At 35.1% G+C, this 19,726-nt stretch carries 22 protein-coding genes; 8 read left to right on the top strand and 14 right to left on the bottom strand.

The window, feature by feature from the left end; all coding sequences use genetic code 11:
• Positions 1–15: 15 nt before the first annotated feature.
• Entirely contained in the window at positions 16–201 is a 186-nt protein-coding gene (locus tag CS937_RS07645; protein WP_099157882.1) for a hypothetical protein, read from the top strand.
• On the opposite strand, the gene CS937_RS07650 is transcribed toward CS937_RS07645, so the two are convergent.
• The 8 genes from CS937_RS07650 to CS937_RS07685 form a co-directional block, all read right to left on the bottom strand.
• On the bottom strand, positions 198–902 hold the full coding sequence (locus CS937_RS07650) for a thermonuclease family protein (RefSeq protein ID WP_176555789.1): 705 nt from the start codon (positions 900–902) through the stop codon (positions 198–200). The genes CS937_RS07645 and CS937_RS07650 overlap by 4 nt on opposite strands.
• A gap of 93 nt (positions 903–995) precedes the next feature.
• Entirely contained in the window at positions 996–1,856 is an 861-nt protein-coding gene (locus CS937_RS07655; protein ID WP_099158833.1) for a DUF421 domain-containing protein, read from the bottom strand.
• A gap of 35 nt (positions 1,857–1,891) precedes the next feature.
• Entirely contained in the window at positions 1,892–2,095 is a 204-nt protein-coding gene (locus CS937_RS07660) for a DUF1657 domain-containing protein (protein ID WP_099157884.1), read from the bottom strand.
• Between the two features lie 32 nt (positions 2,096–2,127).
• Positions 2,128–2,478 (bottom strand): stage V sporulation protein AE, encoded by a 351-nt coding sequence (gene spoVAE / locus CS937_RS07665; protein ID WP_099157885.1) that lies wholly within the window; start codon positions 2,476–2,478, stop codon positions 2,128–2,130.
• On the bottom strand, positions 2,475–3,491 hold the full coding sequence (gene spoVAD / locus CS937_RS07670) for a stage V sporulation protein AD (protein ID WP_099157886.1): 1,017 nt from the start codon (positions 3,489–3,491) through the stop codon (positions 2,475–2,477). Before spoVAD ends, spoVAE begins: the two co-directional genes overlap by 4 nt.
• The gene (gene spoVAC / locus CS937_RS07675) at positions 3,491–3,970 is read right to left on the bottom strand and encodes a stage V sporulation protein AC (RefSeq protein ID WP_099157887.1); all 480 of its coding nucleotides are present in this window, start codon (positions 3,968–3,970) and stop codon (positions 3,491–3,493) included. Before spoVAC ends, spoVAD begins: the two co-directional genes overlap by 1 nt.
• Before the next feature lie 20 nt (positions 3,971–3,990).
• Positions 3,991–4,464 (bottom strand): hypothetical protein, encoded by a 474-nt coding sequence (locus CS937_RS07680; protein WP_099157888.1) that lies wholly within the window; start codon positions 4,462–4,464, stop codon positions 3,991–3,993.
• A 60-nt stretch (positions 4,465–4,524) separates the two neighbouring features.
• Entirely contained in the window at positions 4,525–4,728 is a 204-nt protein-coding gene (locus CS937_RS07685) for a DUF1657 domain-containing protein (protein WP_099157889.1), read from the bottom strand.
• A 511-nt stretch (positions 4,729–5,239) separates the two neighbouring features.
• Here CS937_RS07685 and CS937_RS07690 point away from each other — a divergent pair.
• The gene (locus CS937_RS07690) at positions 5,240–5,689 is read left to right on the top strand and encodes a hypothetical protein (RefSeq protein ID WP_099157890.1); all 450 of its coding nucleotides are present in this window, start codon (positions 5,240–5,242) and stop codon (positions 5,687–5,689) included.
• Between the two features lie 298 nt (positions 5,690–5,987).
• On the opposite strand, the gene nfsA is transcribed toward CS937_RS07690, so the two are convergent.
• The 3 genes from nfsA to CS937_RS07705 form a co-directional block, all read right to left on the bottom strand.
• On the bottom strand, positions 5,988–6,731 hold the full coding sequence (gene nfsA / locus CS937_RS07695) for an oxygen-insensitive NADPH nitroreductase (RefSeq protein WP_099157891.1): 744 nt from the start codon (positions 6,729–6,731) through the stop codon (positions 5,988–5,990).
• A 13-nt stretch (positions 6,732–6,744) separates the two neighbouring features.
• Entirely contained in the window at positions 6,745–7,470 is a 726-nt protein-coding gene (locus CS937_RS07700; RefSeq protein WP_099157892.1) for a hypothetical protein, read from the bottom strand.
• A 109-nt stretch (positions 7,471–7,579) separates the two neighbouring features.
• Positions 7,580–7,765, bottom strand: coding sequence for a hypothetical protein (locus tag CS937_RS07705; protein ID WP_099157893.1), 186 nt, complete (start codon positions 7,763–7,765; stop codon positions 7,580–7,582).
• A 336-nt stretch (positions 7,766–8,101) separates the two neighbouring features.
• Between CS937_RS07705 and CS937_RS07710 the strand changes: the two genes are divergently transcribed.
• The 5 genes from CS937_RS07710 to CS937_RS07730 all read left to right on the top strand — a co-directional run bounded on the left by CS937_RS07710 (position 8,102) and on the right by CS937_RS07730 (position 14,470).
• Complete coding sequence (locus CS937_RS07710; RefSeq protein ID WP_099157894.1) at positions 8,102–9,364, top strand: molybdopterin molybdotransferase MoeA; 1,263 nt, start codon at positions 8,102–8,104, stop codon at positions 9,362–9,364.
• Positions 9,365–9,446: 82 nt separating this feature from the next.
• A complete protein-coding gene (moaA, locus tag CS937_RS07715) occupies positions 9,447–10,469 on the top strand; it encodes a GTP 3',8-cyclase MoaA (RefSeq protein WP_099157895.1) in 1,023 nt (340 codons plus the stop codon).
• Positions 10,470–10,503: 34 nt separating this feature from the next.
• Positions 10,504–10,914, top strand: a complete 411-nt coding sequence (locus CS937_RS07720) for a YwpF family protein (RefSeq protein ID WP_099157896.1) — start codon at positions 10,504–10,506, stop codon at positions 10,912–10,914.
• Between the two features lie 202 nt (positions 10,915–11,116).
• Positions 11,117–12,481, top strand: a complete 1,365-nt coding sequence (locus tag CS937_RS07725; RefSeq protein ID WP_099157897.1) for a TrkH family potassium uptake protein — start codon at positions 11,117–11,119, stop codon at positions 12,479–12,481.
• Between the two features lie 30 nt (positions 12,482–12,511).
• Positions 12,512–14,470 (top strand): sensor domain-containing protein, encoded by a 1,959-nt coding sequence (locus tag CS937_RS07730; protein ID WP_099157898.1) that lies wholly within the window; start codon positions 12,512–12,514, stop codon positions 14,468–14,470.
• Positions 14,471–14,519: 49 nt separating this feature from the next.
• On the opposite strand, the gene CS937_RS07735 is transcribed toward CS937_RS07730, so the two are convergent.
• The 3 genes from CS937_RS07735 to CS937_RS07745 form a co-directional block, all read right to left on the bottom strand.
• Positions 14,520–15,980: a sodium/proline symporter gene (locus tag CS937_RS07735; RefSeq protein ID WP_425445462.1), complete on the bottom strand. Its 1,461-nt coding sequence runs from the start codon at positions 15,978–15,980 to the stop codon at positions 14,520–14,522.
• Positions 15,981–16,025: 45 nt separating this feature from the next.
• Complete coding sequence (locus tag CS937_RS07740) at positions 16,026–16,817, bottom strand: ornithine cyclodeaminase family protein (RefSeq protein ID WP_176555790.1); 792 nt, start codon at positions 16,815–16,817, stop codon at positions 16,026–16,028.
• 357 nt (positions 16,818–17,174) lie between these two features.
• Entirely contained in the window at positions 17,175–18,344 is a 1,170-nt protein-coding gene (locus CS937_RS07745; protein WP_099157901.1) for an NAD(P)/FAD-dependent oxidoreductase, read from the bottom strand.
• Between the two features lie 181 nt (positions 18,345–18,525).
• Between CS937_RS07745 and CS937_RS07750 the strand changes: the two genes are divergently transcribed.
• Complete coding sequence (locus tag CS937_RS07750) at positions 18,526–19,713, top strand: CdaR family transcriptional regulator (RefSeq protein WP_099157902.1); 1,188 nt, start codon at positions 18,526–18,528, stop codon at positions 19,711–19,713.
• Positions 19,714–19,726 lie beyond the last annotated feature (13 nt).

Below are 19,726 nucleotides of genomic sequence, written 5' to 3' on the forward strand. Positions count from 1 at the left end.
CTTGGAGGTTGTCAGATGTGTAATAATTTAATTCATTTTCCGAACAAAGATGATTTTCCAGAAGAATCTGATGAAATGTTGATTAGGGAAATCCGTGATCTGATCTCCCTATTTCAAAATCAAGATTTATCTAAAAAAACTAGAGAGGCGGTTTTTAATGAAATAATTGATTTAACTAATCAATTAACGGATCAAATTTAGATTCCTTCACAGACAAAATTGTCACCTTCACCGTCAAGTCTATGGGGATCTTTTTCAGGTCCTCCAGCAGCTTCAAAAAAAGCTTGGGCTTCATCCTGTGAGGAAAAGTCACTGCAATCACGATCCTTACCATTTGGTTCGAAAGGAAAGTCTATCGTAACTTTTTCAGTTTTTGTGGAATTAACAGCACTCATATTAAACCCTTTTTCTGTAACATAACCGTTGATGCTCCATATTCCGATATGTTGCTCTTTTGCTTGCTGTTCAATATCATGGAATTCATCAACATATTTATCGTTAGGTGGGTACACGTAAGCAACACGTGCTAATCCATTTTCCAATAGCAATTTGTTTATCATTTTATTATCTTCTGTATAGACATAAGCAAGTAAACGGTTGTATTTGTCTCGTTTTTCCGTTCCATATTCAATTTTTATCGAATCAGATGCTGAAAATGTTTGTTTCATAAAGTCGCTTGCTTCAGGACCGTATTTTTGAACTTCTTTATCAGGGTGCTTTGTTTCAGGAGTATCGACTAATAATAACCGTATGTATTGTTCTTCACCATTAATGTTTACAATAAGTGTATCTCCATCGACCGCACGTACAAAAGTTGCTTTGGTAGTAGCAGCGTTGTCTGTGCAAGCAGATAAAAGTATAAATAGTAATAGACTGACTGTTGAAATAAACTTTTTAGACATGCTAGTCATCCCCTTTGCAGTTAAAATCAATTATATCATTATAGAACAAAAATTAGCCCCTTTAGTTTCAATTTAAACTAAAAGGGCTAATTTTTATGATTTTAAATAGGGAGCTATAAGATCAATCGCATGCTGAAGTTTATTACTATTGGTTTGATACACTTGCTTTGCCTGTTGGTTCTCGGTAGCTAATGCAAACAATTCCAAATCAGCTTGGCATTTTTTCAAAGTAGCGAAGAGGAGTGGCTTTTCTGATGGACCCGGTACCGAAATTTTATCATCGTATAAGTCGACTGTTAATTGACCATCACTGTCAGCTTGTCCAAGGAAGACATTTTCGATACTTATGTTCATTTTGTCTAGCTCTGTTTCCAGCCAGTTCGTGTTCAGGGATAAGTTTGCCAAGGGCTCCATCAAAACCTTTCCGTCCATAATAACAGTTTGCGATTCTTTTTCTGGAGCAACTGTCATGCCAATTATTTTCGCTGTTAATGGTTGGTTCTCTTTTTTAGGGAGTACACTTAAAGCTCCAGATGATTCAAGTACGGCGAATTCAACATCTGCTACTCGAAAGATATTTTTATCACGTAATTTTTCGAGCAAATCATCTGTTGTGTACCGTTCCTTTTTTAAATTATCTTCCATAATTTTTCCATCTTGAATAAACACAGTCCCTTTTCCTTCGATAATATTTCTAAAGGTTTTACTCTTTTGAGAAAGAAATTCAGCAGCAAAAGGAATGATAAACCAAACAGACAATGCTAAAAGACCATGGAATACATTTCCATCCAAATCAGCGGCAATAAAAGCGACTATACTACCAATTACAATTCCAGTTATATATTCAAATACATTCATTTCTGATAATTGTTTTTTCCCTAGCCATTTTGTAAACAAAAATAGGATAACTAGAGAGCCTGTTGATCGTAATAATATATTAATCCATTCTGGCATAACATTCACAAATCCTTTCACATACTGAAACTATTTCAATTTTTATACTGTGGTTCTTCCTGTCCAATACGAATTACTTCCTTTTGTAAATCTTCTTTTATTTCGGAAATGATATTCTGTACATCTTGATACGTTTGTCTTGTTTCCTGATCCTGTGCTTTATTTGCTAAAATGCCTAACTGTGCATCAGCGCTTTTTAATGAAGAATAACAACTTTTTACTTGCGATCCAACGGTCATTACAAGCACTTCCTTTCAATGGGAGTGGTTATCTATCCTTTTGGTTTAAAAATAAGGGCACCAATCATGCCGAAAATGATTGCTGCAGAAATACCTGAGCTAGTGACCTCAAACATTCCTGTAATAACACCAACAAGGCCATGTTTTTCAGCTTCAGCCATTGCTCCATGAACTAGGGAGTTTCCAAAACTGGTTATTGGTACAGTAGCACCAGCACCAGCAAAATCAATTAGTGGTTCATATAACCCAAATCCGTCCAATATAGCACCAACCACAACTAGGATACTTAACGTATGACCTGGAGTCAGTTTGAATACATCAAACATGATTTGCCCAATAACACAAATAATTCCCCCGACAACAAATGCCCAAAAAAATATCATAATAGATCACTTCCTGATTCAATTGAAACTGCATGTGCAATACATGGTATGGGGTCCTTTTGCTGAACACTTAAAGTTGAATGTAGTGCACCTGTTGCTACTACAAGAATACGGTGAATTTCACCTTGCTTCATTAAATTTAAAAAATGGCCATAGGTGACAACGGCTGAGCACGCTGAACCACTTGCACCAGCAAGAACAGGCTGTCCTTCGCGATAAATTGTAAGTCCGCAGTCTACGTACATTTGTTCAGAAATCTGTAAACCCTCTTTATTCATTAGGTCTAATGAAACTTCTCTTCCAATATGTCCAAGATCACCTGTAATAATTAGATCATAATAAGAAGGATCAATGTCTCTTTCTTTTAAGTGGGTCGCAATTGTATCAGCAGCAGCTGGAGCCATTGCCCCGCCCATATTAAATGGGTCTGTCATCCCCATATCTACAACTTTGCCAATTGTTGCTGATGTTATTTTGGGACCATTTCCTTCTTTTCCAACTAAAGCTACACCAGCACCAGTTACAGTCCATTGAGCTGTTGGAGGCTTTTGACCACCATATTCTGTAGGGTAACGAAATTGTTTTTCGACTGCAGCATTATGGCTGGCACTTCCACTTAGTATATAATTAGCACCTTCGCCATTAATGAGAAATGCTGACAATGCTAAACTTTCCATCGATGTTGCACATGCGCTAAAAAGTCCAAAGTAGGGAAGCCCCATTGTTTTGGCAGTAAAGCTTGTCGGGGTAATTTGGTTAATTAAATCACCGCCAATAAAAAATTGAACCTGCTCTTTTTCAATTGGACTATTTTTAACAGCGAACTGGCAGGCTTCCTCCATCATTGTTTGTTGTGCTTTTTCAAATGATGCTTGTTGTAACCAAATATCATCATGAAGCAGATCAAAGTCATTAGGAATATTCCCATTCGCCTCAAATGGTCCACCTACTGTACCGGTTGATAGGATAGTTGGTTTGTTTTCAAAAATCCAGGTTCGATGTCCAGTTAGCATTACAATCCACCCCATTGAATTAAAATGGTTTTTATTAAGGCAACGATAAATGCAGAAAAGACGCCAAATACGATTACAGATCCAGCTAATTTGAAAATGTTTCCTCCAACGCCAAGGACAAATCCTTCTGTTCGATGTTCTATCGCAGCGGAGATTACAGCATTACCAAATCCTGTAACTGGTACTGCGGAACCAGCGCCAGCAAATTGTCCAATTCGATCATAAATTCCAAATCCAGTTAAAAGCATTGTAATAAAAATAAGTGTAGCTGTAGTAGGATTTCCAGCAGTTTGTTCCGTGAAATCAAAAAAATAAATGTAAGCTGTTGATATAAGTTGGCCGATAAAACAGATAAATCCACCTACAAGAAATGCTTTTATACAATTTTTAAGTAATGGCCGTTTGACTTCTCTTTGTTGCTGGAAAGCTTGATACTCTTGAGATGATGGTGGTAAATTCTTCTTTTTCTTATCTGCCATTTTCAAATCCACTCTTTTCGTTATGTTTGTTCCTTCATTAAATTAATAATGTGTTTCAATTTCTTTTTTATCTGTTTGTTTGAAATATCCTTTTCTTTAATTTCTTTTTCAAGAGACTCAAGTTCAAGTATAATTTTTTTGTCAGTTGAAAGTTCTGTTTTTATGTTTGGGAACTTTTTCTTTAGTTCTTTCGCATATCTTTTACGTATATCCGTTAGTTGAAATCGTTTATTATGATGAACTTCAATAGCTACAACTAAATTTTTATCCGAATTGACTGCATTTATAGACGTGATTTCATCATGTTTACTAAGAATTTTTTTTGCCTTATTTGCCTTTTGTTGGTCGACAAATTTATTATTGGCAATTTTGGTGTATTCAACGTCTTGACCGTCATTTTTGGCTCCGTTAGATTCACTTTCTGGACTACAACTAAATAAAAAAAGCATTAGTCCAAAATATATAATAAGTCGTTTAACGTAAATGTTGATCACCTATTTCTGTATGGATATGTAGGAGCGAGGTTGTTGTCTCATGCAACCTCGCAAAACCCTTTATTGTTTGTATTGTGGTTCTTCTTGTTCTATTTGTGTAACTCTCGGTTCTACATTTTGTAATATAGCTTGTGTTTGCGTTGCGGCATCTTGGTATAGTTGTTTTGCTTGTTTATTTTGTGTTTGAAGGGCAAATTGTTCGAAGCTTGCTTGAGCGCTTTTTAAGCCCGCAATAGTTTGTTTAACCTGTGAGGCCACTGTCATGATTTTTCCTCCTTTTTTAACCTATCTTTCATTAGTTATAATTGTATTTTCTGCGCATTAATATACCCTTTGTTTTTTTCCTATATATGTTAATATTGTATATAATAAGAAAGTCCTATGACCGTTTTTTACAGGCTCCACGCAGTTTGTTGTTATTTACAGAAAGTGCGACATAACAATGGAATACTTTATATAATTACGTCCATTTCTCGACCTCGGTCCGGGATCGCTACGGGTGGATGCGCACCTTAGGGGACTGCCTCAGTCCTGTTAAGAAAACCACTCTAGGGGGATTCGGACACGTGCTGTTCTCGCAGAAAATGGTCTTTTTCCGAGAGGCTCATCGCGAACCCACGGAAAGCGAAGTAAATTTCTCCGAACGTTGACCAAGCACAAAATCACATCACATTTTATGTCAACCAAAAAATAAGATTTACATTTGAAAAAATGAAACATTTGACTGATTTGTTTCGTCTTATATAGTAAGGGGATTTTGGGGAGGCAATTACATATGAAAAAAATAAAGTTAGTTCCAGCTATCCTTATTTTTAGTGTTTGCCTAAGTGGTATCTTTTACTGGGGGTTCCAGGTAGAAAATGCGACATTGGCAGCGAATAAGACTGGATCAAAACAAGTAGATGATTTTATCTTACATATTAGAGTAGAGAGAATAGAAAATGGTATTCGTGTATATCGATCTATCCAATATGTTGGGGATGAATCAATTGAAATTACACATTATACACCTTTAGTATCTGTTTCTTTAAAAAATAAAAATCATGATTTTACTGGCAGTCCAGTAGTGAAAAAATTGGAAAAAGGCAATAGTTATCATCCCCATGGTTCGATAGTAATTAATTCTCCGGATAAAGGGACATATAAATTATATTGCAAAGCACGATTCAGTGTTGATGGTGAAGAAATGGTAATTGATCATGTAGAAAACCTTATTTTTGAATAAAGCTCTTTTCGCATAATTTGTTGCTATTAAAGAAACTGCGACATACAGCAACGTGATTTTCGCAGTGGTAGAAAGGGCACTGGACATAATTTTTAGTTAGTCGCATCTTATATCAACTATGACATAAGATTAATGTTAAAAAACAACAATCTTCTAGATAACAGCCTTGAATAAAAAACAGCACTCTCAAAGGAAAGTGCTGTCTTTTCGTCTAGAATGCTAACTTGTCTGCTATGGATACCTAAACATTTTATCTGCCCATGCTACACATTACTGAATGGAATCTTAAGGGGTGCTTTTATCGCTTATTTAATTTTTTGTCTTGAATGAATTTAGTTACATCCATTCGAATTGGGGTAGTGTATTTTCGTATCATTTGATCAGACCATGTGTCTTTTCGTGTATTTTGTCCCCGGCTTAAGTAATATTTTTCAAGCTCCCGGTCGAATTGTTGTATTAAGCTTGCTTGCTTTTTCATATCATATTTATTCTCATGATAAATTTCATCAAAAGGTAATCGTGGTTTATGTTCTGGTCGATGATCAGGATATCCTACAGCTAAACCGAATAGGGGAATCACATAATCAGGGAGTTCGAGTAAATCGTTAACGCTCTTGACATTATTACGTATACCACCAATATAACAAATGCCAAGACCTATCGATTCAGCAGCAATTACTGCATTTTGAGCGGCAAGTGCAGTGTCTATGGTCGTGACCAAGAATTGTTCGGTACTTTCTATACTTTCTTTCATTTTTTCTTGTTCTTCCTCTGAAGCTAATTGATAGATACGGTTTAAATCGGCACAGAATACAAACAAATGACCACTATTTCTTACGTGTTCATGTCCTGAAATAGATGTTAATTTCTCTTTGATCACTTCGTCCGTAATACCGATGATTGTGTATGCCATAACATAACTTGAAGTTGATGCATGTTGTGCAGCACTAACAATTATTTCTATTTGTTCCGGTGTTAATGCCTCATTCTTAAATTTTCGAATTGAACGATGATTGAGGATGGTTTCAATTGTGTTATTCATGATAATTACTCCTTTATTCATTTAATTGGATACTAAATTGAATACTAGTCGTTTTACTTCCAGCTTCTTGCCATTGTAATAAAAGATCATTTGTCGGATCCGATACAGTGGGAATCATTGCGGTTATTGTTTGATTATCAAGCCATTCAGCTGTAACAATTGGCCAGCTATAATGCAATAGTTTTGCTTCATTCGTATCATTTGTAAGCGATACTAACTCCCAATTTTTTAGGTCAATTACAACTAAATTCGATAATGGTATTGGCAATGCCGTTTCCCTATTAAATTGTAACAAGATTTTTGAGTGGTCTGGGGAGAGCTTTGTTTGGATTGACTTAGCCAAATCTGCTACAAGAAAAGCTTGGTTCTCTTTACTTTGATCAAGCAGTAAATAGGAACATAATCCATTCTTACAAGAAAACTCAAGTAAATAAATGTCTCTTTCAATTGCATCAATTCTAAGCATTTTCATTTTTTCAATTGCTTTTTTCCTATCTTTCGTTGCATATAAATACTCGTTTAATATCGGGACCATTTCCAGATTAATCATTATTTTTTCATCCGGAAGCGCGAACTCTATAAATTCATCAGTTTCTTCGTTGCTTTTTTGTTCAACTAATTCAGGTTCCTCATTTGGGTCTGCCGCTTTAGCATCTTTTTTCACAATGACTGGTTCATCCTTTGAGCAAGCAGTGAGTAATATACAAATAAAAAATAATAAAGTCAACCGTTTAAACATAATGAACGCTCCCCGTGTAAAAGTATTAGTTATCAAATATATTTAATTATACAATAATTTTAATGCAGAAGAAAAAAACACCGCCTAAAAGCGATGCTTTAATTCCGTATTAGATATTTTTAGGATCTTCATGTTCATCATCACTACTCGCGTGTGATAAATAGTCTTCATTTAATTCTTCTTTTTCTTTAGTTGACAGGGAAGCATCCAAGTTTGGATTTTTACCTTTCTTTTTAACTGCTATGAAAACACCAATAACTACGATAACGATTATAGCTAGATAAAACAGCGTCATATTCAAATCGCTCCTAAATTGTAATTAAGTTTTAGCGTTTCCAAATTTACAATACTTATAAAATGACTACATCGATATTACTTGAATCAGACTTTTTTCTATGCTTTTATTTAATGTCTCTTTCGCAGGCATTTGTAAACGCTACAGCTCATTTTTATGTTTGTAGATACATACCCACGTATAAATTTCACCAAACCTATTGAGGTCCTTAGGTGTGACATTTATCATATCTAAATGTGAAAAAGCAGTTATAATGAGGTAGTAGGAATAATTATCAATTACGTGTTTACTTTGTTAAACTAATTATAAAAGTCTTGTAAGGAAGGGTGGTTTTGGATGGTTGAGATGCGAAAGCCAATTCCCATTCATGAAGCGGTATCAAAAGTAATGAATTATAGTAAGCTAGGAAGCGTGGAGAATGTGCCAATAAACGAATGTGATAGTAGGCGAATAGCTGAGCCAATTATTGCAAAACATCCAATTCCCCCATTTAATAAATCACCATACGATGGATTTGCTTTGCGCTCGGTTGATACTGAACAGGCATCACTTCATAACCCTGTTGAATTTGAAGTAATTGAGCATACAGGCGCAGGTTTTGTCCCGACAAAAAAGTTGCAAAAAGGTCAAGCTACAAGAATTATGACAGGAGCGCAAATACCTGAAGGTGCTGATTGTGTTGCCATGTTTGAGATTTGTCAGACATATGAACGAGATAATAAGAATTACATGACAATAAAACGAACAATGAAAAAAGGACAGAATATCATTGATAAAGGTTCGGAAGTAGCATTGGATGAAACGCTTATTGAAGCGGGCACATATATAAACCCAGGTGTAAAAGCTTTACTAGCGACCTTTGGATATAGTGAAGTACCTGTTGCAAAAAAGCCTGTTGTCGGTGTTATAGCAACCGGGACGGAGCTGTTAGATGTTCATGAGGAACTTCAACCGGGAAAAATCCGTAATTCTAATGCATATATGATTACTTCGCAAATTAAACGAGCTGGTGGAAAAGTAATTTATTTTGGTAAGTTGGCAGACGAATTTGATTCAAGTTACGATACGATTGAAAAAGCTCTTCATGAGGTAGATATATTGATTACAACTGGTGGCGTTTCTGTCGGTGATTTTGACTTAATGCCAGCTATCTACGAAAAATTAGGTGCTGATGTACTTTTTAACAAAGTGGCGATGCGCCCTGGTAGTGTAACAACTGTTGCCGTACGGGGAGAGCAGCTTTTATTTGGTTTATCAGGTAATCCTTCAGCATGTTACGTTGGATTTGAATTGTTTGTTCGTCCAATCATCCATCGATTGTTGTATAGTGAGAAGCCGTTTTTAAAATGTATTGATGCAACATTATTAGAAGAATTTCCAAAACCAAACCCATTTACTAGATTTGTTAGAAGTTATCTTGAATTTGAAAGAGGAAAAGTATGTGTTCGTTTAGCAGGCATGGATAAATCAAATGTTGTTACTTCATTGGCACATACCAATGGTTTAATGGTTTTGCCAGGAGGGACGAGAGGATATAAATCTGGAGCAGATGTTGAAGTATTGTTACTTAACGAGCATGAAGGCCAACAGGAATTTTGATGAGAGACTAGCTTGTTTGCACGATTTCTCTGAAAGACGCGTTACCATTTTTCGGATTAATACTTAACTAGGAGTGAATTTAATGCAGGAAAATGCAGCACCTATTACAGATCATTTTGGTAGAACACTAAAGGACTTGCGCATTTCTGTTATCGACAAATGCAATTTCAGGTGCACATATTGTATGCCAAAAGAAATTTTTGGAGATGATTATGCTTTTCTTCCTGAAAGTGAACTATTAAGCTTTGAAGAAATTATCCGATTAGCCAATAGTTTTGCTGAATTAGGGGTCGAAAAAATTCGAATTACTGGTGGTGAGCCATTATTACGTAAAAATCTCGATCAACTCATTGCAGAACTGAATCAAATTCCTGGTATAAATGATATAGCACTTACAACAAATGGAATATTTTTACCAAGAAAGGCTGCTAAATTAAAAGCAGCTGGGCTGAAACGTGTTAATATTAGTTTAGATGCAATTGAAGATGAGGTGTTTACGAAAATTAATGGTAAAGGAGTCGTTGTACTTCCAGTATTAAAAGGAATTGAAGCAGCACAAAATGCCGGATTAAAAGTGAAAATAAACATGGTTGTAAAAAAAGGAATGAATGATAATCAAGTTTTACCAATGGCTAGGTATTTTAAAGGTAAAGACATCATTTTACGTTATATTGAATTTATGGATGTTGGAAATCATAATGGCTGGGACATGAAAAATGTTATTTCCAAGAAACATATTATAGATATGATTAATGAAGAAATGCCAATTGAACCTGTTGACGAGAATTATTATGGTGAAGTTGCCACAAGATATCGTTACAAGGATGGTGAAGGTGAAATAGGTGTTATTTCTTCCGTAACCGATTCATTTTGCGGCACTTGTACAAGGATCAGGCTATCAGCAGATGGTAAATTATATACATGTTTATTTGCATCTAGTGGATACGATGTACGGGAAAAATTACGTGAAGGTCTAACAGAGGAGCAATTAACAGAAAACCTAGCATCATTATGGCATGGTAGAAAGGATCGTTATTCGGACGAGCGAACAGAACGAAAAAGTAAGAATAGGAAAAAAATTGAAATGTCATATATTGGTGGTTAACAAAATTCAATTATAAACTCGGAGGGGTGAGTGGATGAAGACGTTTAAATTAAAGGCGTTAGATATTCTTGAGAGTAATGATGAAGATATCATACACCACGAGATTCCGTTATTAGATGGACTAATTATCAACAGAGAAGATGATCAGAACCGTTGGGTTATTGAAGCTTATGTAAATCATTCTTTGATTTCATTTTTTAAAGATCTAAAAGAGAGAAAAGATGAAGTAATGATTCAGGTCAAAATAACGAAAGAAAGTAATACACCGGCAACATTTATCACTCAAATTATCACCGTTAACGAAATAGGCCCTCATATGAATGTTTTATTTATGGGGACAATAATTGATCGGCAAAAAGGGATTATCAAAGAAACACTTCAAAAGTTAGTTGAAGAGGGATATCAAGGAGAATCATTAATAAAAAAATTTAAAGAGGAAATATAAGAAAAGGTTAGTAGTCAACATTACTAACCTTTTTTATTTTATACGAGATTAGACCCAATAATTTTGAATAGTTATATGAAATTATCGTGAAAATATAAAAATCTCGAAAATCCAAGCATTTCTTTATTTTGCCTGCTATAATGAGGTTAACATTTTAATCATAACAACCGAAATAATAATTGAGATAGTAAGGAGTAGCATTATGTTTTTTCAACATCCATTGTTTCGCTGGTTAAATAAACTGTCACCAGTGCAGCTTATATTAGTCTTTTATTTTCTTGCAGTAATTGTCTCGACTATCATTCTGGCGTTACCAGTAGGACATCGGAATGGAGTAAACATTCCGATTATTGATGTTTTATTCACTGCGGTTAGCGCTATGAGTGTAACGGGTTTAAGTACTATCAGTATTGTAGATAGTTTTAATGCAATAGGCATTATTTTGCTTGCTTTAATCCTTCAATTAGGTGCAATAGGCGTAATGGCAATTGGTACGTTTATTTGGCTACTGCTTGGTAAAAAGATTGGCCTAAAAGAACGACGGTTGATTATGACAGACCAGAACCAGACAACTTTCGAAGGTATGGTACGTTTAATTAAACAAATAGTGTTCGTACTGTTTACAATAGAGTTCATCGGCTTTATTGTATTAGGTACATATTTTCTGCAATATTTCCCAACAGCTTCTGAAGCCTATTTACACGGTTTTTTTGGGACAATCAGTGCCACAACGAATGGTGGATTTGATATTACTGGTCAATCGTTAATACCCTTTAAAGACGATTACTTTGTTCAATTTATTAATATGTTATTAATTATTTTTGGGGCAATAGGATATCCAGTACTTGTGGAACTAAAGGAATACATGTTTGCAAGGACTGATAATCGAAAAAATATGCGTTTTACATTATTTACAAAAGTTACAACTTTTACATTTTTCTCTTTGATTTTTGTGGGAGCAATTTTTATCGCTTTGTTTGATATTGGAAACTTTTTTAGTGATAAGTCATGGCATGAGATATTGTTCTATTCATTGTTTCAATCCGTAACTACTAGAAGTGGTGGTTTAGCAACGATGGACGTTAGTCTCTTGACAGAACAGAATCATCTATTTATGTCATTTCTAATGTTTATTGGCGCCTCACCAAGTAGTGCGGGGGGAGGCATCCGTACTACAACATTTGCACTAGTTGTTATATTTATTATTACATATGCCAGAGGTGGAAACAGCATTCGATTGTTTAGAAGAGAAGTACATGATGAGGATTTGTTGAAAGCTGTTACAGTAACATTAATGGCGTTTATCTTTGTGTTTTTCTCCATTCTTCTTATTTCAATAATGGAACCATTTTCACTATCACAAATTTTATTTGAAGTTACTTCAGCATTCGGAACAGTTGGTTTGTCAGTTGGAATAACAGGTGAATTAACAACATTAAGTAAAATCCTTCTTATGATATTAATGTTCATAGGTAGAGTAGGGATCATCACATTTCTCTTTATGTTTAAAAATAATAAAAAGAGCGGGAAATACCATTATCCAAAAGAAAGAATCATCATCGGATAATCGAGCTTTTAGGTTTTGGGGAGGAAGTCAATGTCTAATTATAAAATGGAAATACCTATCCATCAGCAGGTTTTGGCTAACTTGAAAGAAGCTGTTCTTTTAGTACACGAGAATGGTGCAATACTTAATGGAAATAATGCTGCTTTTACGTTGTTAAACATGGAGGATAAAGATAAGGCTTTTATTCTCGATTATTTAGATTTTGCATTATTAAAAGAAAAAAATGAGTCCCACCTGCTAATGGAACAGAAAAATGACGATGGTAAACTAATCGAAGTCAAGTCGATTAAGATAAGTAAATCGGTTTATTGTTTAATTATGAGTCAGCTTTCTTTACAGGACAAAACAGAAGAAGTCAAGAAATATATCAACCAGCTAATAAACGCAAGTGCTGAAGGAATGCTAATGTACAATGATGAAAAGATTATTGATTGTGATCCTACCTTTGCCAAGATGTTTGGTTATGACAGGGAAGAGATTATTAATATGCAAATTGCCAAGCTTATCGATGAAAAAAGCATGTATAAGTTAAAACAAGTAATCCATAACAATCCTGAAAAACCTTATGAGTTAACAGGTTTAAAAAAAGATGGCACACATTTTTATATTGAAATCTTGGGGCACCCTTATAACAATCAAGGTGAAATAATACGTGTTGCCATCGTAAAAGATATTTCTGACCGAATCGAAAATGAAAAGCGAATAGAATTTATGGCTTATTATGACGAGCTCACCGATCTTCCTAATAGAAATTTCTTTAATAAAGTATTGCAAGAAGCTATAGAACAAGCTGAGAATCAAGATGAACTTCTGGCTGTTTATTTCATTGACTTAGATTACTTTAAAGAAATAAACGATACGTTAGGATATGCGTTTGGAGACCAACTATTAAAGGCTTGTGGGGATCGTTTAAAGGCGTTCTTGGAAACGGATACATTCATTGCCAGAATGGGTGGAGATGAATTTCTAATTTTGCAACGACATACTAAGGATAAAGATGCTGCTGTGAAGCTTGCGGAAAGTATAATTGCTGAATTCGAAAAACCGATAAAAATTGATGACTATGAAATATTTACATCCGTAAGTATTGGGATAAGTATTTTTCCAGAGAATGGCAGAATTCCAAATGATTTAATCAAACACGCTGATTCTGCAATGTATGTAATAAAAGAAAGACACCGGAATAATTATAAGCTTTTCGAGTCTTCTATTTCCGAGAATTTTAAATCGATGCTTACGATGGAAACAGAGTTACGAAAAGCATTAAAGGAAGGGCAGTTCGAGCTTCATTATCAACCACAAAAAAATCTTGGATCAGGAAAAATTGTAGGTCTTGAAGCATTATTGCGATGGAATCATCCTGTTAAGGGATATATTCCTCCAGATAAGTTTATCCCGCTTGCTGAAAAGACAGGCTTGATTATTGATATCGGGGATTGGGTATTAAGAGAAGCGTGTCGGCAAAATAAAGCCTGGCAGGATAAAGGATACCAGCCTGTAATTGTAAGTGTAAATTTGTCTGCAAAACAATTTCATCAAAAAGGGCTTGTAGAGAAGGTAGAAGAAATTTTAAAGAAAACAGGATTAAATCCTTCTTTATTGGAATTAGAAATAACCGAAAGTATGGCTATGTCGAATGAAGAATATATACTTGAAACAATGGTACGATTAAGAAAACTAGGAGTATTGGTATCGATTGATGATTTTGGTACAGGGTACTCATCGTTTAAGTATTTAAGTATTTTTCCAGTAACAAAACTTAAAATTGATAAAATGTTTATGGATGACAATCAAAAGCAGAACCAAGCAATCGTTAAATCTATAATTCATATGTCACATTCCTTAAATATGAAAGTAATTGCTGAGGGAGTAGAAACCATAGAACAGCTTACATTTCTGGAGAAAGAAAAATGTGATGAAATGCAAGGGTTTTATTTTAGCAAACCACTACCACCAAAAGATTTAACACGATTCCTCAGACCGGTATAATAGAAACACCACCTGCTAAAATAGGAAGTAGGTGGTGTTTCTTATAGGTTTATAATGCTTCTTCAGTTGGAAAGGTGTTTACTTGTTCTTTTTTGTCCGGCATTACAAGACTAAAGACAATACCAAATAGTAATGCGATAAAGAATGTTGTGAATTTAGATGTGATAATGCCTTCTAATGGTGTGCTGATCCACAATATTGTTGAGATTATTCCTGCGCTAACCGTTGCTATAACTCCTGCACTAGAATATCGTTTCCAGAAAAATGTCATCAATATTGCTGGGGAGAGGGTACATCCAACACCTGCCCAAGCCCAGCTGACAACAAGATAAAGGAGTGACTCTGACACAAGAGCGATTGTCATGCCAATTAGTCCAAATATAACAACGGATAAGCGGGATATCCATATTAATTGTTTTTCAGTTAAATCAATACCTAGTGCCTTGTGAATGATGTCTTCACTGACAGAACTGGTAACAACTAATAATTGGGAATCAGCAGTTGTTATAATTGCTGCAAGTACTCCTGCAAGTAAAATGCCAGCAAACCAGGTAGGGAAGAGATCAAGAATCATAGTGGGCAAAATAGTCTCAACATCATTAAATGAACCTTGGTCATACATGGCAATTGCCGCTAGTCCAATCATAAATGCGCCACCGTATGCTAAGAATGTCCATATGATTGCAACAGTACTGCCTTGATTTGCTTCTTTTTCATTCTTTAATGCCATAAAGCGAGCACTTAGCTGTGGTTGTCCACCTAAAAATCCAAAAAACCATGAGAAATTGTTAAAGAACAGTACCCCAACGGCAAATCCGGTTAATCCACCAAACCAGGTATTGTAGGAATTACCAGCTTCAACAAGTGATTGGCTAATTGATAAATCGTTTGTGTTGATATAAATTAGTGCTGCTATTGGTAATGCGACTAAAGTTATTACCATCATGATACTTTGAAGCATGTCAGTCCAAACGACAGAAATAAATCCACCACCGATTGCAATTACGATAATTACAATTGTAGCTAATATAACACCAGTAGCTGGAGTGAGACCAAATGTTGTGAATAGCATCTTTCCTGCACCTGCCATTTGCGCCCCAACATAAAACATTAGGAATCCTGCAATTAGTACACCTGTTAACCATCGTATCAACTTTGCTTTTTGTCCAAATCGTACTGCTAAATAATCAGGCAATGTTAGGACATTATATTTCTCTGTTTCTTTCATAAATTTTTTGGCTAAAAATAGCCATGAAAAAATTATACCAATCGCTATTCCTACAGCAACCCAAACACCGGATAATCCCGTCATAAACACGAACCCTGTATAACCTAATAATAACCATGCGGATTCTCCTGTTGCACGTTCAGAAAAGGCAAGGGCCCAGCCAGGAAGTTTTTTCCCTCCTAGTAAAAAATCTGATTGCGTCTTACTACGACGACAAAAATTATACCCAATTCCTAAAATGACAATACAATACAAGATAAACTCAACAATGATTATAGTCATAACACCCTCCATTAAGAATTATTTTGCTTCTCTAACACTGGAAATTTAGTTCAACTGAGTACCAACTCCTTTTTCTAAAGCACGTTGATAGATTAAGTTTGAAACTACTACATCAAACAGTGCCATTCCAGTAGATTTGAAGATGATGGTTTTGTCTTGTTGTAAAGTTAGCTTTGTATTTGATGTTATATAAGTAGACATTGCTTGAATGGAATCTTTTGTTATCCAGTTATTTTCTAATGGGGTGGTAATGTCGCCTGATTCTTTTATTGCATCATGCGTATCAATAAATAGGTGATCGGTTAATTGATACAAGATTTTAGGGAATTCCCGCATCGTAGGTTGAAATGATCCAATACCGATAATTAATTTATTTTTTAACAGTTTAGGATTGTTGGGGAGTACAGGTACTTTGGAAGTCGTAGAAGTTATGATAATATCTGCATGTTCGATAGCCTTGTCGACTGATTTCATTGAATGAATATCGATATCTTTTGTTAGCCAAGGTTTAAGTGATTCGATAAATGATGGCAGTTTATTAAACGAGCGATTATATAAGTATATATCTGTAATCGAGCGCTCTGTGCAAGCTGCGATTGCTTGGTATAACCCTTGTACACCGGTTCCAATAATAGCAAGTTTAGTATCATCAGTTTTTGCTAAATGGCGTACAGCTGAACCACCAATAGCTCCCGTTCTGAACCCTGTTAAAAAGGATCCATCAAGCAACGATTTCATTTCACCATTTTCATGATCATTTAAGATGACAAACTTGCATGCGAGTCGGCATTTGAAATTGGTTAGATTCATATACATGATAAGCTTCATCAATAGCATCGATAACATCCTTCATTGATACAGCCTTTTTTATATCAGATTCACTTAAGAATAACATTGGCTTCATCCTTTCTTTTTTAAGGTGTTTCTAGATTGTTGTTTTTTCAAATGGTGAATTTTATCTAAGTCGACATAAAATGCGAAAAAAGTGCTCTGTAAAATTCGCATTCTATAACACTCTTTTCCCCCGCAGTCCATATATACTTCGCTTAACGGAGGCGGCTGATGAGCCTCATCGCGAGCCCGTGGAAAGCGTAGTGAATTTCCGGAACGGCAGACAAACCGTCATTTCAATCTGCGTCGCAGTTTCTATAAATAGCAACAATTCGAAAATGGCCTTATTTTATAGTTCGTCGTTTAAACGATTGCTCCTTCAATAAGTAATCGATTTTCCGAAAAACGTTCAAAGCACAATGGAGATAAGTCAAGTGTTTCATAGCGTCCTGTTCGAATCAGTTCAGACAACCCTTTACCTACTGCTGGAGCTTGTTGCATCCCATGTCCGCTAAATCCACAAGCAATATAGTATCCTTTTAGTTTAGGATGCTCACCAATTATTGCATTTTGATCCTTTGTATTATAGCTATACATTCCTGCCCAACCACCGTTTATCTTAGCTCGTTCGAAGTTGTTGATACGATGAGCTAATATGGGCCACAGTTGTTCCATAAAGAAAGATCGTTTCCAGGCAAAATCAATTCCCGGTTTTACCTTTTCAGAAAAACCAGAAAGTAGCTGTTTTCCTTCATGACGAAAGTAAACGCCTGTCGGATCAACAGTTAGCGGTAACTCATTTGTTAACGGTTCAGCAATATCAAACTGAATGATTTGTCTTTTTAATGGAACGATGGGTAATGGAAGATAGATTTTGTCACTTAATGCTGGAGCCCATGGACCGGCACTATTAATGACGATTGGTGCATGATAGACATCCCCATTTGCCAAGCGAACACCGGTTAGTCCTTGTTTGTCGTCTTGCAATATTGTATCCACTTCCTCATATATATAGGTTGCCCCAAGTTGTTTTGCCTTTTTTGCATAACCCTGCATGACGGAATAAGGATCCAAATACCCATCCTCCTTGCAATAAAGTCCACCTTCCAAATCATTAATCGTTAACTCGGGAATAACGGTGAGTAGTTCTTGTTTCGTTAATAAGTCAGAAGGTACACCATATTTCCGTTGTAATTCCATTTGTTTTTTCAGCTGGTTCATCGTTTCATTCTTTGCCAAAAACAGATAGCCCCGTTGTTTAAAATAAATTTCCGTTCTCTCTCCATTAATCGCCATGTCTTCAGGGAAAGATTTATATTTTTTAAGACTGTAACGGCTGATTTGAATATTAATTGCAGTCGTAAATAATTGTCTGATTCCACCAGCACTTCTTGGGGTAGAGGAGAATTCGTATATGGTATCTTTTTCAAATACGGTAATTTCCCCGTTATATCCATCGTTCAATAGATTAAAGGCAACGCTTGAACCGATAACACCGCCGCCAATGATGATAATATCCGTTTTTTTTTGCAACCGTACCACCTCAGATATGTTATAATTAGACAATTCCTAAGATTATATATATTTATAACTTATTTGAGAGATAAAAATCTATGTGCAAATTAAACAAAAATATTGGTTAATTTTATACTTATTTAAATTATCTAAATTATGTTAAAATAAATATGGATATAAAAGATGGGAGGGGCGTAGTATGGATAACTTCGTACAATTTGCACAAAGAGTTGTGAAAGCGGTTTCAGAAATTTCGCCATTTCCGATAAGTTTAAGTGATGATAAAGGGTATATTATTGGAGATACAAACAGTTCCCGAATAGGGAGTTTACATAAACCTTCAATAGAAGTGATTAAATCAAATAGAGCTATTTTATATGATGACGAAAAAATATCCAAAATGGAAAATGTTTTGCCTGGTATAGCAGTACCATTAACATTGGATTATAATACAGTAGGGGTGTTGGGGATTATCGGTGATCCGAAAGAAGTTGATCCCTACGCAGACCTCATTAAAAAATACGTAGAGATGATGTGGCATGAAACAATAAGAACGCATATAGAAGATTTAGAGGTAAAAACAGTAGAAACATTTGTTCAATATATTTTATTAAACGAAACGGTTAATAGGGAGCGGGTTGAGCAATATTGTCGTATGCTTCAAATCGATTTTTCCTGTTATAGATATTGCATATTAATTGATATAGGGGATTCATTATTACAAAATGTTCAGGATAAACAACAAGCATTTTCGTTCGATAATTATAAGAAAACGTTGCTTGACTGTGTAACAAGAACGTATGGCGATGATCATGCTAATATATGTGCATTTTTAAACACAGAAAAAATTGTATTATTAAAAACAGTGCAAAATGAGGAAGAATATCTTATCACAATGAAGGAGTTTACGAATAAAAGCAAGAATTTAATGCAAATGCTTGAAGTTTATCATATTAATCAGGTTACTATAGCAGCGGGAAATATGTACTCGGCCATTGATCGTTTAAATCAATCTTACCATGAAGCGGAATCTCTAATAAACTTTGGACAAAAGGCAGCAATTCGACCAGCTATTTATACCTATTATAATTGGAAAATACTGCTTGAAATGCTTCCCTTTCAAATTGATTCAAACATGCAAGAAAAATTATTGCAGCGGTTAATGCCACTTATAAAAGATAATGGGTTTGATGAGCTAAAGTATAATTTTATAATGTATTGTGATAACAATATGAATGTAAGTAAGACGGCAAAAGAATTATATATTCATCGTAATACACTGATTTATCGGTTAAAAAAAATTAATACAATTACAATGCTGGATACCGGCTGTTTTGAACATTGCACATTGCTATATTTAGTATTAAAAAATTATCGTAAGCTTTAAAAAAATGCTTGTG

This window comes from Virgibacillus ndiopensis, from assembly GCF_900187325.1.
Taxonomy (GTDB): domain Bacteria; phylum Bacillota; class Bacilli; order Bacillales; family Amphibacillaceae; genus Virgibacillus_E; species Virgibacillus_E ndiopensis.